Source organism: Bacillus sp. LQ16 (genome assembly GCF_057784645.1).
Genome location: NZ_CM173491.1, coordinates 2,553,710 through 2,570,640 on the forward strand (window position 1 = coordinate 2,553,710; position 16,931 = coordinate 2,570,640).

The following is a 16,931-nucleotide window of genomic DNA, read 5'->3' on the forward strand; positions in this document are numbered from 1 at the left end:
AATTATCATATTAAAAAACTAATATTTAAGGCATAGAAGAGAAGAGTAGTTAAGAAAGAATACGTACAGAGAGCTCTGGTAGCTGAGAAAGAGCGGTATACATCTTAATGAAAAAAGACTTGGAGCTGCGCAAGGAACGAATTTATTTAGGGATGGTGCGACGGGTTCTCCCGTTATAGAGATAGGGTATAAGCATATTTTGCCGTACCTGAAGAGGTTAATATGGTGACATATTAACAAACTGAGGTGGTACCGCGAAGCTAACAACTCTCGTCCTCAAGATGAATAATCTTGGGGGTGGGAGTTTTTTTGTTGCATAAAACTGGAAATGAGAAACAAAAAATAATTGAGGTGAGTAATATATGCATTGGGCGTATGAAGTAGCACATGAATTAATTAGGAAACATCCAAATAAAGAAATGTTTGTTTGTGCATCTGGAATTAGTCCGTCAGGTTCTGTTCATATTGGGAACTTTCGTGAAATCGTAACGACTTATTTCGTAGTAAGAGCACTTCAAGATTTAGGGAAAAAGACTCGTTTTATATTTTCGTGGGATGATTATGATAGGTTTAGAAAAGTTCCAAAAAATATTGATCCATCTTTTGCAAAGTATATTGGTATGCCATACTGTGATATTCCAGATCCGTATGGATGTCATAACTCGTATGCGGAGCATTTTGAAAAAGAGTTTGAAAAATCGCTTCAAGCATTTGGAATTGAAGTAGAATTTATTTATCAACATGATGAATATAGAAGCGGAAGGTATAACGAAAATATATTAGAGGCCTTGTATAAACGAAAAGAAATATATGATATTTTAATGGGTTTTAAAACTAGAGAGTGTAGTGAAGAAGAGCGAGAGAGCTTTTATCCAGCTACATTATATTGTGAGAGATGCGGAAAAGATACAACAACTATTACACATTTTGATGAAGTATTAAAAACAGTCCGGTATGAATGTGAATGCGGAAATGAAAAAGAGTTATCCGTATTAAATACAAATAAAATGAAACTAAACTGGAAAATCGATTGGCCGATGAGATGGATGATAGAGGATGTTATTTTTGAACCGGGCGGTAGAGATCATTCATCAGAAACGGGTAGTTATAATGTATCAAAAGAAATTGCAAGGAAAATATTCAATCGAGAAGCGCCTCATTACGTTGCTTACGATTTTATTGGTATTAAAGGGAATCATGAAAAAATGTCTAGTTCTTCAGGGAATAGTATTACACCAAGCAATTTATTGAAAGTGTATATACCAGAAGTAATTCTCTTTATGTTTGCAAAATACAAACCAGGTGCTGCTTTTCATATTGGGTTGGATGAAGATGTGATTCGTAATTATACAGAGTATGAGCGATTGAAAGATAGTTATGAAAATAAAACGCTCAAAAATGAAGATTTATTTGATGCAATTAAAATCTCTAGAGTTGATAGTGAGATTAAAGAATATCCGAAATTTAATCAAGTAGCAGGAACGTTACCATTATTAAATTTTGATTCAACTATTTTACAGGGGATATTAAAGAAAATAGATAGGAGCTATGCATTAGATGAAATGAGAGCGATAAGTAATCGCGCAGAGTATTGGATAAGAAACTTTCAATCTGAAAAATTAATCGCGGTAAATCAGGAGAAAAATGCAGAGTTTTACTATACATTAGATGAAAGGCAGAAAGAATGGCTAGTAGAAGTTTGTAAAATACTTCGTTCTAATAAAGATTACTCTAACTTAATGGAGCAATTATATGCGATTTGTCATCATGAAAATAAAAAAATAATGAAAGAAAATCAAAAACAATTATTCACTATTATATATAAGCTCATTATGAATCAATCAAATGGTCCTCGTATACCATTATTAATACATGTGGTCGGCATAGAAAGATTCATCACACTATTAGATTTCTAAAGCACAGTTATAAGCAACGCAAGTACCAAACTTTCTAAGTACTTGCGTTGCAAATTTTACTATCGTGAATACATTTTCGGACATTCATCACCACTTGGTTCATAAAAACAATGGCTTTTAAACTGTCCTACAAATGGCTGGTCATACCATTCAGGTGGACAAGCTCCAACTGGACGGAAATACCAAAGAGCCCATCGTGCAGGCCAGCGCCATTGACCTTGTAAAACTTTTCTTGCAATTTCTTTTTCTGAATTACGAGCGCGTTGATAAAAATACCCGTATTGCACTGCTTCGAATCCGCCGGGGCTTTGGTATACTGCATCACGTACAGACCGGAGTTGTTTAAAATCTAAGCAATCACAAAATACACGATTTACGACAACGCATCCAACAAGCTCCTCACCTTGGCGACCTTCGCCTTCAGCTTCAGCACGAATTAAACGAGCTAGTAAATCAACATCACTTTCGTTGTATGGAATAAGGGGCATAGTGATACCACCTTTCTGTTATAGTAAAGAGTGTATGTTATAAAACAATCTGCGTGCTTTTTTACATAAAAATAACATTTAATTTTAAGAGGAGCTTGTATAAAAAAAGCTAATTAGTAATAGTAGATAAATATAAAAGGGAGAGGTATTATGTATCGAATTCATAAAGATGATATCATTTACGCAATGTCACCAGAAAATAAGCCGTGTATGGAGGTAGAAATTGGGAGCAGTCTTGTATTTGAAACATATGATTGCTTTGAAAATCAAATCGATTCTGAAGATGTTGTGTTACAAGAATTAGATTGGAACCGAATTAATCCAGCGACTGGACCTGTATATGTTAAAGGAGCAGAACCTGGCGATATATTAGTCGTAACGATTGAAAAAATTGAAATTGCAGAGCAGGGCGTTTTAACTACAGGTGCAAACCTTGGTGTAATGGGTGATGAGTTAAATGAAAATAAAGTGAAAATTGTCCCAATACATAATGAATATGTTTTGTTTTCAAGTGAACTACAAATCCCGATTAATCCAATGATTGGGGTAATTGGTACTGCACCGAAAGAAGAGAGCATTTCATGTGGCACACCGCATGATCACGGCGGGAATATGGACTGTAAAGAAATTAAAGAAGGAACAACATTACTACTACCAGTTAATGTCCCAGGAGCACTATTAGCATTAGGTGATTTACACGCAGCAATGGGTGATGGTGAAATTGGTGTTAGTGGTGTAGAGGTTGCTGGTGAGGTAACTGTAACAGTTCAAATTATAAAAGGAAAACAATGGCCATTACCAATGGCTATTCAAAAAGAAAAAATGATGACGATTGCTTCAGAGAAATTGTTAGATGATGCAGCAAATCGTGCTGTACGTAATATGGTGACATTTTTACATGAAGAATTAGCAATGTCTAAAACGGATGCAACGCTTTTATTATCGGCAGCAGGTAATTTAAAAGTTTGCCAAGTTGTGGATCCGCTGAAAACAGCGCGTATGGAACTAGGAATGGATTATGTGGAGAAACTAGGATTTACTTTTAGTAAATTTCATATTAAATAGATAAGGGACGAAAAAGGATACTTTTGTATAAAAGCCTCCTTTTTTAATTTACGGATTTTGTGAAAAGAGGTAGTATTTATTTTATATAAGTATATTTGAGATTGTGGATTAAAAAGGAGTTCAATAATGGTCAAAATTATGATTGTAGAAGACGATATGAAAATTGCAGAACTATTATCGACACATGTTGCGAAATATGGTTATCAAGGAGTTATTGTATCGGACTTTCAAAATGTATTAAACATTTTTTTAGAAGAACAACCAGAGTTAGTTTTATTAGATATTAATTTACCGAGTTTTGATGGGTACTTTTGGTGTCGTCAAATTCGCGGAGTTTCAACATGTCCGATACTATTCATTTCGGCCCGTGAAGGCACGATGGATCAAGTTATGGCGTTAGAAAACGGTGGCGATGATTTTATTCCGAAGCCTTTTCATTATGAAGTTGTAGTGGCGAAAATTCGTAGTCATTTAAGACGTGCATATGGAGATTATGCACCGAAACTAGAAGAGCGAATGATTGAGCAACAAGGTCTTTGTTTATATCCTGAAAGACTTGTATTGAAACTTAGAAATGACGAGATTGATATAACGAGAAACGAAGCTATTTTATTAGAGACATTAATGAAAAATTATCCGCGTGTTGTGAGTAGAGAAGTGTTACTTAATAAATTATGGGATAGTGAATCTTATGTTGATGATAATACATTAAGTGTAAATACAACACGTGTGCGTAAAAAGTTACAAACGTTACATATAGAAGGTGCGATTGAAACGATTCGTAGTGTTGGATATAGATTGCATATTACTTGGGATACTGGTATAGAAAAATGATAAGGTTGTTTATACGTGATCATATACCACTTATTTGCTTTACCATAATTCAACTACTAGCTATATTTCTCGTATATTGGTTTGATGGGCATAATCATATTACAACGGCGTTATATGCAATGTTTCTAGGTGTTTTCTTTATGGGAAGTTATTTAGTGTTTCGTTATTTTACACATCGTTCTTTTTATGAGCGCCTAGCAAACCCGATGCAATCTTTGGATGAATCTGTTCAAAAATCTGATTTTGCAGCTGTATCGGCTGCTCTTCAAGAATTACTTGAGGTGCAATATAGACATTATCAAAATCAGCTGCAAATGCAAGAGAGAAAAAATAATGACCATTTAACCTTTATGAATCAGTGGATCCATCAAATGAAAACACCTTTATCTGTAATAGAATTAATTACACAGGATGAAGTAGATTCACGTTTTGAAAGTATAAATGAGGAAACTGATCGATTAAAAAAGGGATTAGAAATGGCTCTGTATGTCGCACGTTTAGAAGCGTTTACACAAGACTTTTATGTAGAAAGGGTACAACTACATAAAATAGTGAATGATTCGGTACATGAACATAAACGATTCTTTATCCGGAATTTTGTATATCCAGAGCTTGAAATTGATAAGGATATTACTGTAGAAAGTGATGTGAAATGGTTACAATTTTTAATCGGACAAATACTATCGAATGCGATTAAGTATTCATCAGGTAGTAGAGAAAAGATTAAAGTGAAAGCTTGTAAGGAAGGTAATACAGTTGTGCTTGAAATTATCGATAATGGTGTAGGAATACCAAAGCAAGATTTACCAAGAGTCTTTAAACCTTTCTTTACAGGAGAAAATGGTAGAGATTTTAAAGAATCAACAGGGATGGGACTATATCTTGTATATGAAATTACGAAACAATTAGGACATAGTGTAGAAATCAATTCAGAGGTTAGTAAAGGTACAGTTGTACAAATTAATTTTTTTAATGTGTAGATAAGTGATCTAGGCTAAAAAACTTTGGAGATAAGTTTTTTAGCCTTATTTTATAGCAATTATATGAAATAGTAAAAGGTCATCTTAGTATGTATAATGACACGTTAATAAATACGGGTGTTAAATTAGAAGGATTTAATAATAAATTGATAAATAGATTTTGTAAGAAAAAAGCTACCCCTTTGAAAGAGGTAGCTTTATGTATCTATCCTATGAATAAGTGTATTAACATGAATAAGTATAATGTTCAAATTCGTGATATTTTTTGTGGATTATAATAGAATTAGTCTTTTATTTTTTCATGATACAGTATTGTAATTAAACAAACAAACTTAATAATTTATATCCAATTAATCCTAAAATAGTGATAGGAACCATCATTAAGAAAGAAGAAATTCGATTAGCATTAGAGCGTTCTAATACAAGAATCAAGATAATCCCGACTATGACTTCGGTATATCCAACAGGTAACATGTGACTATAGTGTTCAAAATTTAAAAGAATGTGAAGTCCATCCGTTACAAAAACTCCACTTAAAAGTGCGCTTCCGAATTTATGAAGTGGATTTGTAGTATCTTTCCATAGAAAACCTGCAATTCCAAAGATAGTTCCTCCTATACATGCACATACAATCCATACAGATATAAAATAAATAGAGTGAGCTACATTTTTAATAACTATTGCATAACCATAGTAGCCTAATACCATACCGAGTAGTGCAAGGATACCAGAAAGTATAGCTGAACGCTTAGAATAACTAAAGCTAGCCACAAAAAAGGATGGAACTAACCAAACGCTTCCTAGATTAGCTAATGAATTCCAGTGTCCAGGAAGTATACTTTGCCCCAATTTAGTTAGTATACCAACAATAATCCCTACTATAATCGGGATGAGAAAAATCCTTAAAAACATATTTAACTTTGTGATTTTTAATGTCCTGTCCATAAATTCAATCCTTACATTATTATTTTCTGTAAAGATATAATAGCTTATCACAAGGGAATAATCAATAAAAATTTATCGAAAAACAATAAGTGGTTATTGGGTAACGAATAACATTTTGTTTTTATATAAAATTTATATAAGAGAGAGTGCTTAGAAGTTTACTACTGGGGAAATCTAAAGGACGTATTACAATCAATGTAATTTGTGCTTGTTCAATATGAAGCTAAGAAATGATAAATAAGCCTAAAAGAAAGCGATCTTTTTAACAGCACAAATAATTGCATTTACTCATACAGTACTAGTATGGTACAATATGGTTATTAATGACGGAAAGGAATGATGGGTGGACGATGATTAACTAATCTTATTTTTAAATGTTGAAATGAAATAAATTTCAATTTATAAAAATTAGGATTAGTCTGCCCAATTCCAAACAACGGTATTGCTATTTGATTTGCGTAATAGCTTATTTGGGTATAAATAATGTAACGACTAATCCTGCCAAAATTACTTTGGGAGGATTTTTTTGTTCTCCCTTAATGAAAGGGATCGGTAATATGAAAGAAATTTTAAAATTAAATGATGTTTACGTTGAAATAATGGAAAATACTTTGTTAGAAAAAATGAATGTAGCAGTGAAACAAGGGGATGTTATCGGATTAATTGGTAAAAATGGTGCTGGTAAATCAACGTTACTTCAATTAATAAATGGAAAGATTGAGCCTTCAAAAGGGATTGTTGAATGGCAGCAAATGAATATGAAAACCGCATATGTTGAGCAAGAAATAGAATCTTTTATTAGTAATGATGTGATTTCGCAAGAAGCAGAACTTCTTGCGAAATGGGGCGTGCCAACGAACGATTTTCATACTTTAAGTGGTGGTGAAAAGCTGAAAATTCGATTAGCAAAAGGATTTGCCGAAAATCCTAATGTCTTAATATTAGACGAACCGACAAATCATTTAGATGAGATCAGTACGGGATTTCTCATTAAACAAATAAAAAAGATGAAAGGTACTGTTATTGTTGTATCGCATGACCGATATTTTTTAGATGTTGTCGCAACAAAAATATGGTCAATTGAGGACAAAAAATTAATTGAGCATAGTGGTAATTATACGAGCTACATGAAAGTACGTGAGCAAAGAAGGAAGTCGCAGCAGCGTGAATATGAAAAGCAGCAAAAAAAGATAGAACAAGTAGAAACACATATAAAAGAATTGAGTTCATGGTCACAAAAGGCACATGCGCAGTCTACAAAACAAGAAGGTGTGAAAGAATTCTATCGTGTAAAAGCGAAGCGAATGGATGCGCAAGTGAAGTCAAAACGAAAACGACTCGAAAAAGAGCTGGAGAAAACGAAAGTAGAACGTGTGAAAGAAGAATATTCAGTTGAGTTTTCTATTCAAGCGAACAAAAAAGTAGGAAAACGCTTTTTAGAAGTGAAGCAATTAAAAAAAGACTTTCATGGGAAAGTATTATTTGAAAACGTTAATTTTACAATTCAGCACGGTGAGAAAGTTGCGATTGTTGGACCAAACGGTAGTGGGAAAACAACATTACTGAAGATGATTATGGGAAACGAAACTGCAGAAGGAGAAATATGGATTTCACCTTCTGCAAATATCGGCTATTTAACACAAGAAGTTTTTGATTTACCGCTTGATAAAACACCAGAAAATTTATTTTTTAAAGAGACGTTTGAAGAAAGAGGACAAGTCCAAAATTTAATGAAACATTTAGGATTCCAAGCGTCTCAATGGAAAGAGCCGATTGAGCATATGAGTATGGGGGAAAGAGTAAAATGTAAGCTAATGGCTTATATTTTAGATGAAAAAGATGTACTCATTTTAGACGAACCGACGAATCACTTGGATCTACCTTCACGTGAACAACTTGAAAATACATTAGCTGAGTATAACGGAACATTAGTAATTGTATCTCACGATCGATATTTTCTGGAGAAAACAACTAACACAAAACTCGTGTTTTCAAACAATACGATACAAAAGCAGCTAGAAGAACCTACTAAAACAAGAGATGATATTGAAGAGCTACGTTTAACGTTAGAAACAGAGAGACAAGAAGTATTAGGAAAATTAAGCTTTTTAACTTCTAACGACAAAGAATATAAAGAACTTGATGAACGATTTATAGAACTTACGAAGCAGATTAAGGCGCTATAACGTAAGTAAGGGGGATTAATATGGGAGAAGAGAGTTTGACTAAGTTATTTAGAATAGATTGTGGAGATATATACTTGCAAGAGTTTATGGTCAAAGATGCAGAGAGTATTTATAAAATAGCAAATCAACCGGAAATAGAAAAGTTTTTACCAGACTGGAAATCAACAAAAGAACAAAGGATGGATTGGATTGCAAATTATGAAATACCAGCAAATAAAGTATTTCTTGAGGCAGTGAAAACTACGAATAACATAGATAATCGTATGTTAAAGCTAGGAATATTTAAGAAAGCTACAAATGAATGCATTGGATGGTGCTGCACAGGCATGAAAGAAGAACTTCCTTCACCAAACAGAGAGATAATGTATGCTATCTCAAATGAACATCAAAATCATGGCTATGCTACAAAAGCGACTAAAGGTTTAATTGACTATTTGTTTAAAGAAACAAATTTAAATGTCCTCAACGCAATTGCTTTAATTAACAATGTACCATCAAATAAAGTTATTAAAAAATGCAGGTTTACTTATTTGAGTGAACAGAAGATAGAAGATCAAATATATAATCATTATGTATTGAGTAAATCTGAGTGGATAAAAAATATTTCTCTGTAAAAGGAATTAAAACGAAATCATAAAAAAGCTTAGAGCTAAAACTCTAAGCTTTTTATATTCATTTTATCCCGCATTACCGGGCAGTAAAACCCCCACTGATTAAAGTTTCACTTTATAGCTGCTAACATATGAAAGGTACAATTGTAATGACTTCTTGATGGAATTGCTTTTCAACAAAATAGGGAAATCAAGCTGTACAGGGGATAATCAGTTGAAAAATCATTCATGAAAAAGGGTGTTGGAAGATTTTGTCGAATTTATGTATCAATGATAATACAAATTTCTTACTCAAATCATTCTACAGATGAATTACTTGAAAAATGGAAGGGAAAAGAAAAGTGGGCGGTATAAAGAAGCATTTAGTATTAGTCAACAAAAATTGCTGGTAAGTCTATTAAAGAGCTACATATAAAACTTACGGTTGAGTGCTAGTAGATTAAATCTTTAAGCCAGGAATTAGTTTAAATGAGGGAGGGGAACACATATTATAATTTGGTTTCGTCACTTGCCACAAATAAGTATGGATTTTTCAGAATGGACTCCTTTTATACAGAATAATTGGTACCGAAAACATTATATGAAGTTTGTATATATACTCCAGATAATTATTTTTCTAATACCTTATTTCTTTGAAACAGGTTTCACTCATATTAATATATTTTATCTTATCATAATAGGTATCTTAGTCTTCATCATTCACGAATGTCTACACATTTTAGTAATAAGTAAAAAAGGGGATATTAGCTTAACATTTAGTAAAAGATTTTTTTGGTTAAATACAAATGTAGTCTTATCTAAAACGAGATTTTGGGTCTTTATGAGCTTGCCTATTATTGTATTATCAGTAGTTCCTGCCATGATGTCATTCTTTGTATCAGGAAATATTAAATCAATTTTATTATTTATATGTTGGATAAACACATTCATTTCCGCCTCAGATATTTACAATTCGTTTTTGATTGCAATGAAACCGAAGCGCTCATTTTTTTGCGGAGGTTATTATAAAGTGAAATAGTATTTAATAGGTAACTCAAATATGCTTCAACTACATACAACAGTTAAAATATAATATTTGAAAGTAAAAAGACCGATAAAAAAATCGGTCTTTTCATATTAATAAAATACAGATTAGAAAATAGCATTGTAATTCAAACCAATATGCAAATATTATAAGATAGATATACTTTGTTTATAGATTGAAAATAGATTTGTTATCAGTTTTTTTAGAAATCTTACATGCGTGTAAGATAAATGAAAGATGAATCAATATGAGCTGTAAGACAATTCATTTACACTCTGTTATGAGACGTGCAAATGAAGGGAGAATATACATGGAAATTTTACATGCAAAAAGTATTAGTAAAGTATATAAAGGGAAAGTACCTTATAAGGCATTAGTTGATATTGATTTATCAATTCAAGAAGGTGAATTTGTAGGGATTATGGGGCCATCTGGTAGTGGGAAAACAACGTTATTAAATATGGTATCTACTATTGATTCTCCATCATCGGGAGAAATTTTAATAAATGGCACAAATCCTTTTCAATTATCATCAGAAGATTTAGCGTTATTTCGCAGAAAACAATTAGGATTTGTATTTCAATCATTTAATCTTCTTAGCACACTTACTGTAAAAGAAAACATCGTATTGCCGATGACTTTAGATGGTGTTTCCGTCCGAGAAATGAATAAACGAGTGGAAGAGATTGCAGAGAAGTTAAACATTACTGATATATTGAGTAAAAGAACGTTTGAAATATCAGGGGGACAAGCTCAAAGAACAGCAATCGCTCGCGCAATCGTTCATAAGCCGCAATTATTACTTGCAGATGAACCTACAGGGAATTTAGACTCTAAATCTTCAAATGATGTAATGGAGATGCTTGATACTCTAAATAAAGAAGAAAAAGCTACGATGATGTTAGTTACTCATGATCCGTATGCAGCGAGTTTTTGCAGCCGAGTAATCTTTATTAAAGATGGTCAACTATATAACGAAATTTATTGTGGTGAAAGCAGACAAGCCTTTTATCAAAAGATTATGGATGTTCTTTCTTTGTTAGGAGGGAAAAGGCATGACTTTTCGTCAGTTCGCATTTAATAATATTTTTCGTAATAAGCGTACATATGCAGGTCATTTTTTAAGTAGTGCATTTTCAATTATGATTTTCTTTACGTATGCACTTTTATTATTTCATCCTGATCTACAAGGGGAGTTGAAATCGACAAGTACAACAATCAGTGCATTTGGTACATTAGGATTTAAAGTTTCACAAGGGTTGATATTTGTATTTTCATTTTTCTTCATTTTATATTCAGTTAGTTCATTTTTAAAAATGCGTAAGAAAGAATTTGGCATTTTAATGATGCAAGGTATGTCAATGAGACAGCTTAAAAAGTTATTGTTAATTGAAAATATGTTAATTGGTTTTGGTTCAATATGTATAGGTATTCTTATTGGACTCATATTTTCTAAACTAGTTTTATTAATAAGCGCAAGTGTATTAATGATTAGTAACGGCTTGCCTTTTTATATACCAGTACAGGCTGTATTATTAACAATCATTACATTTCTGTTCTTATTTTTAATTGTTTCGCTAGTAACATTTAAAATGATAAAAGTTGCAGAGCTTGTGGAACTGATTCAAGCAGGAGAAAAGCCAAAACCTGAACCAAAATCGTCAATTTTATTATCAATTTTTTCTTTATTTAGTATAGGGTATGGCTATATTTTAGTATTTCGCTTTATCCCAAATCATAGTTTTATTGTGCTAGGAATAGGAGTATTCCTGGTGATTATTGGAACGTACTTTTTATATACACAGTGTAGCGTTTATATATTGCATCTTGCTAAAAGGAGAGAAACTTTCTTTTTAAAGAGAACAAATATACTAACATTTTCAGAATTAATTTATCGTATGAAAGATAATGCAACAATGTTTTTTATAGTATCTATTATATCGGCAGTTGCTTTTACAGCAATTGGCACGACAGCTGCTCTTGGAAATAAAGATTTAGTAAGGATGACGAATCCGTATACATTACTATACATGGCTCCTGAAAACAACAAAATAGCGGATAAACATCTCTCTATTATAAAAAACCATCTGGCTGATGCTAATATTCCGTATCGAATGGCTTCATCTTCATATATATATACAGAAAGTAATGTATATGTAATGAAATTAAGTGAATATAACGAACTTGCGAGAGCGCTAGGGTATCAACAAGAAACGATTGAAAAAGAAGATGAAATGTTATTAATTCCTGGAATGGTATCACAAAAACAAGAATTTAAAAATGGTGATTATAAGAAGAATATTGAAGTCATTCAAGGCGATTGGACAAAGACATTTCATGTAAAAAAAACTGTCGATAATTTAGTTTTACCTCATGATACGGAAGGAATATATATTGCTATTCAAGATCATGTATATGATGGAATTCCACTGAATAGTGGTCCAGATAATGAAGATATTATTCAATATCGTACTTACGGATTTGTTGTAGATGATTGGATAAAAACGAAAGAGGTTTCAAACCAATTAAATAATATATTTAATCAAGATCCTAGAGATATACATTTTGAATTTAGAGCTCTAACTATAGAGTTGTTAAGTGCAAAACAAACGAATGGATTATTACTTATGGCAAGTGTTTTAGTCGGAATTGTTTTCTTCACATTTGCTGCTAGTTTTATTTATTTTCGATTATATACTGATTTGGACCGCGATCAACAGCAGTATAAAATGATTTCGAAAATGGGGTTAAGTAAACGGGAGTTAAAGAAAGTCGTAACGAGACAGTTATTATTAATGTTTTTCTTACCGATTGTCGTTGCAGTAATACATACTGTAGTCGCTTATATGGCATTACAACAATTAGTCGATTTTTCTATTCTAAATAGCTCTATCGTCATTTTAATTTCATTTATGTGTATACAAGTTTTATATTTCTTTATAACTCGTTGGCGTTATTTACAAAAGCTTTATAAAACGATGGAACAGTAGAGAATATGAGCAAGTATGCTTGCAGAAAAGCATGTATAAACCAATTTGAGTTATGAAAGGAACTGTGATGAAAAAACAATTATCTATTTTCATATTAAGTATATTATTGTTATTAAGTGTAGGTGCATGCTCTAAAAATGAAAACAGATTTCCAGCTAACGGTGTATTAATCATTGGAGATGAGAATCATACTGGAGCAATTATGAATCGTTATAAGGAAAACACGAAAGAACAGGAAGCTTTTGCAGTGAAAACAGGTAGATTCGACCAAAAAAGGGTTCTGATAATAAATGAATCTACTGCACAAGAGATGATGAATGCAAAGATTTTTCGTAAACGTGATCAATCATCCCTTTCTAAAACGTTAGATACGTTGCCGGATTTTCCAAAAGAAAGTTCCCTATTATTTATAAATGAAGAAGAAAAGAATATAAAAAGTATTGAAATAAAAGGAAGCAAGATACCTGTTACATATGGTAATGATGCTTGGCTTGGCAATAAACGTGACTATGGAGCACTATGGTATATTATTGTGGCGAGAAATAGTGTGTATAAAGAAATAAGGGCAACTGAAACGAATATGCAACTTCTACACTTGAAAAAGTCATTAGGTGATGAAAACCCTAAAATATCGACAGATAATACGTTGATTAATGAAAAAGTAAAAGTAAGAAAGTTAATTGAAGGTTTTAAAGGGGAAGGATCAGTTCAGTTTGTAACGATTGGAGGCAAATCTTAAAAAAGAGTTCAAAGTTGATAATGGTTCTATCAACTTTGAACTCTTTTTAGTTTATCCCACTATTTGTGAGGAGTGGTGCTTGTCTTATAAAACATTCATATAACAAGATTACATTACTTCATTTAATCGAGTATCACTCGTTTCCTCAATCCCATTTGAATTTTGAACTGAATTATTTTGGGCTTCTTTTTCTTTACGAGCCTTTTGTAGCATTTCAAGGATGATCCATAAAGGAACGCCTTTATCCTTTAACATCTTCCATAAATCTAATTCATTAAATTTATGCTCAGGCTGTTTCATTTCTTTTTCAGATGAACGAATATCAAACTTGATAGGATCATTTACTTTCGTACTTTCAAGTTTAGTAGAAGAGATAGTATTATGCTCAAGAGTAGATGGAGTTATTTTAGTAGGTTGAGATAATGTATGAATATTTGATCCGATTTGCATGCTTTTTCCTCCTTTTTGAAGCAATGAGATTAGTTTTCTTATGGTTTTTAAATTTTTTTAACATGAGGAAACTATATCTAATTATAAATTCAAATAAACAGATTTACAAGTTATATTGTAAAAAGTAAATGTTCAGTTGAATTAATATTTATCAACATTTGTATATGTTTTCTATATATACAACGTATATAAAATACTTTACATTATGTTTAAGTTGTTAAATTATTCTGTTAATTTTTCAAAAAGAAAAATGTAAACGTTTTATTAGGGGGGAGAAAGTATGGGGAAGTTATTTTTAAAAATATGTTTTTTCGCATTAGTGACCGTATGTTCATTCGCAGCGAAAATATCATACGCTGAAGAAAGGCAACAAAATAATTATCCTATCATATTGGTGAATGGATTTGCTGGATGGGGTAGGGAAGAAATGCTGGGCGTAAAATATTGGGGTGGTGTTCATGATATACAGGAAGATTTGAAACGAAATGGTTATACGGTACATACCGCTGCTGTTGGACCTGTTTCTAGTAACTGGGATCGTGCATGTGAATTGTATGCACAAATTAACGGTGGGACAGTAGACTATGGTGCCGTACATGCTGAGAAACATGGACATAATCGTTTTGGCAGAACTTATAGTGGTTTTGCACCGAATTGGACTGAAACAAATAAAGTTCATTTAGTTGGACATAGCATGGGTGGACAAACGATTAGAACATTAGTACAGCTATTAAAAGAAGGTAGTTTTGAAGAAAAGAATTATGTGAAAAATCACCCAAACACCAAAATATCACCACTATTTGAAGGCGGAAAATCATATGTTCATAGTGTTACAACATTAGCAACCCCTCACAACGGTACAACACTTGCGGATGGGAGTCTTCTATTGCCGTTCGTTAAAGATTTACTCATTACAGCTGCAAGCTTTGGAGGAAACAATAATTTATCATTATATGATTTTAAATTGGATCAATGGGGTATAAAGAAGAATGCTGGAGAGTCCTTTTTCCAATATAGTAATCGTATTCTAAATAGTTCACTTTGGAAAAATACAAAAGATATAAGTCAGTGGGATTTAAGTACAGATGGTGCAAAGGAGTTAAATAATTGGGTAAAGACGCAACCAGATGTGTATTATTTATCCTATAGTGGACATGCATCACAAGCAGCACCTATAACAGGTTTACATTTGCCTCATATAACGATGAATAAAGTGTTAATGGGAAATGCATTTTTCTTAGGTTCTTATGCGAGATATGAAGAAAACCGTCCGCTAGTTGATACTTCTTGGTGGCAAAATGATGGTGTAGTAAATACAAATTCCATGATTGCACCATCTTCTAATGTTGCTGTAAATAATAATGAGTCATTACAGGTTGGAAAATGGAATCATATCGAAACGAAAGCGAATTGGGACCATCTCGACATGGTAGGGTTAAGTGTTTCAGACTCGTTAGGTTTTTCTAGCATTCAAGAGTTTTATAGAACAATTGCTGAAAAGCTATCACGTTTACCGAAATAGGTAATAATAAAGCGCTCTCGATGGAATTCGAGAGCGCTTTATATTATATTGAAAGAGGGATTTGGTAGAAAAATATGGGGGGATATTATGAAAATTCAAGTTGTATTATCAGGATACGGAACAGTAGGCAGAGAGTTTATAAATTTATTAAATGAAAAATATTCATATATATATGAAACATATGGGATTCAATTAGTTGTAAGTGGCGTATTAGGGAGAAATATTGCAATACATAATGAAGAAGGCTTATCTCTTCATCATTTATTGATGTATGGTGGCGGTACCGCTGCAATTGAAAAATATTTAGAGTATCATCCGAAGGAACGTGCAACAACTAGCATAAGTGGTACTGTATTGGTAGAATCAACGGTTACAAATCTTAAAGATGGAAATCCAGGGAAACAATATATGAAACAAGCGATTGAGAAACAGATGGATATAGTAGCAATTTCTAAAGGTGCGCTCGTTACAAACTGGAGAGAAATAAATGAAGCAGCAAGAGGCGCAAATGTACGAATTCGATATAGCGGTGCAACAGCCGCTGCACTACCGACACTAGATATTGGACAATTTAGTTTAGCCGGTTGCTGTATTGATAAAATAGAAGGAATATTAAATGGAACAACTAATTATATTCTTACGAAAATGTATGAGGAAGATATGACATTTGAAGAAGCGCTGAAAGAAGCACAAAATAAAGGGATTGCTGAGACAAACCCTATATTAGATATAAGTGGTTCAGATAGTGCGTGTAAATTGTTACTTTTGACTAACAGCTTAATGGAAACAAAGAAAACACTTACTGATATACATATAAAAGGAATTGAGCACGTTACAAAACAGCAAATACAAAATGCTAAGAAACAACATAAAATTATTAAATTAATAGCATCAATATATAAGGATGAGGGTGGCAATGTGAATTTAAATGTTGAACCGTGCGAAATAGAAAAAGATCATCCGTTAGCAAATGTAAATGGGACCGAAAAAGGAATTACATTCTTTACAGATACGATGGGACAAGTTACTACAATTGGTGGGGCTTCTAATCCACGAGGCGCTGCAGCTGCAGCTTTAAAAGATGTAATTAACTTATATCGAAAAGATTTGTAAGACCGTACCGCCCTTTATAAAAAATACATATGTCGTGGACCTTTTGAGAATGAAATAAATATGCAAAA

Annotated in this window: 15 protein-coding genes and 1 other annotated feature; of the genes, 12 read left to right on the forward strand and 3 right to left on the reverse strand. The window is 32.5% G+C overall.

Going from position 1 to position 16,931, the window contains the following annotated elements:
* Positions 1–24: 24 nt before the first annotated feature.
* Positions 25–281 (forward strand) — a binding site (T-box leader).
* 81 nt (positions 282–362) lie between these two features.
* Positions 363–1,916, forward strand: coding sequence for a lysine--tRNA ligase (gene lysS / locus AC3EMB_RS12715; RefSeq protein ID WP_488517735.1), 1,554 nt, complete (start codon positions 363–365; stop codon positions 1,914–1,916).
* A gap of 59 nt (positions 1,917–1,975) precedes the next feature.
* Here lysS and AC3EMB_RS12720 read toward each other — a convergent pair whose 3' ends face one another.
* Entirely contained in the window at positions 1,976–2,404 is a 429-nt protein-coding gene (locus AC3EMB_RS12720; protein WP_242308503.1) for a cell wall hydrolase, read from the reverse strand.
* A 150-nt stretch (positions 2,405–2,554) separates the two neighbouring features.
* Between AC3EMB_RS12720 and AC3EMB_RS12725 the strand changes: the two genes are divergently transcribed.
* From AC3EMB_RS12725 to AC3EMB_RS12735, 3 genes are all read left to right on the forward strand, one after another.
* The gene (locus AC3EMB_RS12725) at positions 2,555–3,469 is read left to right on the forward strand and encodes an acetamidase/formamidase family protein (protein WP_488517736.1); all 915 of its coding nucleotides are present in this window, start codon (positions 2,555–2,557) and stop codon (positions 3,467–3,469) included.
* A gap of 126 nt (positions 3,470–3,595) precedes the next feature.
* The gene (locus AC3EMB_RS12730) at positions 3,596–4,303 is read left to right on the forward strand and encodes a response regulator transcription factor (RefSeq protein WP_000238996.1); all 708 of its coding nucleotides are present in this window, start codon (positions 3,596–3,598) and stop codon (positions 4,301–4,303) included.
* On the forward strand, positions 4,300–5,283 hold the full coding sequence (locus tag AC3EMB_RS12735) for a sensor histidine kinase (RefSeq protein ID WP_488517737.1): 984 nt from the start codon (positions 4,300–4,302) through the stop codon (positions 5,281–5,283). Before AC3EMB_RS12730 ends, AC3EMB_RS12735 begins: the two co-directional genes overlap by 4 nt.
* Before the next feature lie 318 nt (positions 5,284–5,601).
* Here AC3EMB_RS12735 and AC3EMB_RS12740 read toward each other — a convergent pair whose 3' ends face one another.
* Complete coding sequence (locus AC3EMB_RS12740; protein WP_000376270.1) at positions 5,602–6,228, reverse strand: DUF6518 family protein; 627 nt, start codon at positions 6,226–6,228, stop codon at positions 5,602–5,604.
* A gap of 557 nt (positions 6,229–6,785) precedes the next feature.
* Between AC3EMB_RS12740 and abc-f the strand changes: the two genes are divergently transcribed.
* From abc-f to AC3EMB_RS12770, 6 genes are all read left to right on the forward strand, one after another.
* Complete coding sequence (gene abc-f, locus AC3EMB_RS12745; RefSeq protein ID WP_488517738.1) at positions 6,786–8,414, forward strand: ribosomal protection-like ABC-F family protein; 1,629 nt, start codon at positions 6,786–6,788, stop codon at positions 8,412–8,414.
* Between the two features lie 20 nt (positions 8,415–8,434).
* Entirely contained in the window at positions 8,435–9,028 is a 594-nt protein-coding gene (locus AC3EMB_RS12750; protein WP_089171081.1) for a GNAT family N-acetyltransferase, read from the forward strand.
* Between the two features lie 520 nt (positions 9,029–9,548).
* Positions 9,549–10,043 carry a DUF3267 domain-containing protein gene (locus AC3EMB_RS12755; protein WP_089172117.1) on the forward strand — a complete coding sequence of 165 codons (495 nt, stop codon included), beginning with the start codon at positions 9,549–9,551 and terminating at the stop codon, positions 10,041–10,043.
* Between the two features lie 316 nt (positions 10,044–10,359).
* The gene (locus AC3EMB_RS12760; RefSeq protein WP_406652571.1) at positions 10,360–11,130 is read left to right on the forward strand and encodes an ABC transporter ATP-binding protein; all 771 of its coding nucleotides are present in this window, start codon (positions 10,360–10,362) and stop codon (positions 11,128–11,130) included.
* Positions 11,105–13,039, forward strand: coding sequence for an ABC transporter permease (locus tag AC3EMB_RS12765; RefSeq protein WP_488517739.1), 1,935 nt, complete (start codon positions 11,105–11,107; stop codon positions 13,037–13,039). The genes AC3EMB_RS12760 and AC3EMB_RS12765 overlap by 26 nt, the downstream gene beginning before the upstream one ends.
* 67 nt (positions 13,040–13,106) lie before the next feature.
* Positions 13,107–13,778, forward strand: coding sequence for a lipoprotein BA_5634 family protein (locus AC3EMB_RS12770; protein WP_157676090.1), 672 nt, complete (start codon positions 13,107–13,109; stop codon positions 13,776–13,778).
* A gap of 108 nt (positions 13,779–13,886) precedes the next feature.
* Here AC3EMB_RS12770 and AC3EMB_RS12775 read toward each other — a convergent pair whose 3' ends face one another.
* Positions 13,887–14,228, reverse strand: coding sequence for a DUF3914 domain-containing protein (locus AC3EMB_RS12775; protein WP_053564407.1), 342 nt, complete (start codon positions 14,226–14,228; stop codon positions 13,887–13,889).
* 280 nt (positions 14,229–14,508) lie between these two features.
* Between AC3EMB_RS12775 and AC3EMB_RS12780 the strand changes: the two genes are divergently transcribed.
* Together AC3EMB_RS12780 and AC3EMB_RS12785 are read left to right on the forward strand one after the other, a co-directional pair.
* A complete protein-coding gene (locus AC3EMB_RS12780) occupies positions 14,509–15,750 on the forward strand; it encodes an esterase/lipase family protein (RefSeq protein WP_488517740.1) in 1,242 nt (413 codons plus the stop codon).
* An 87-nt stretch (positions 15,751–15,837) separates the two neighbouring features.
* Positions 15,838–16,863: a homoserine dehydrogenase gene (locus AC3EMB_RS12785; protein WP_488517741.1), complete on the forward strand. Its 1,026-nt coding sequence runs from the start codon at positions 15,838–15,840 to the stop codon at positions 16,861–16,863.
* The last annotated feature ends 68 nt before the right edge of the window (positions 16,864–16,931 follow it).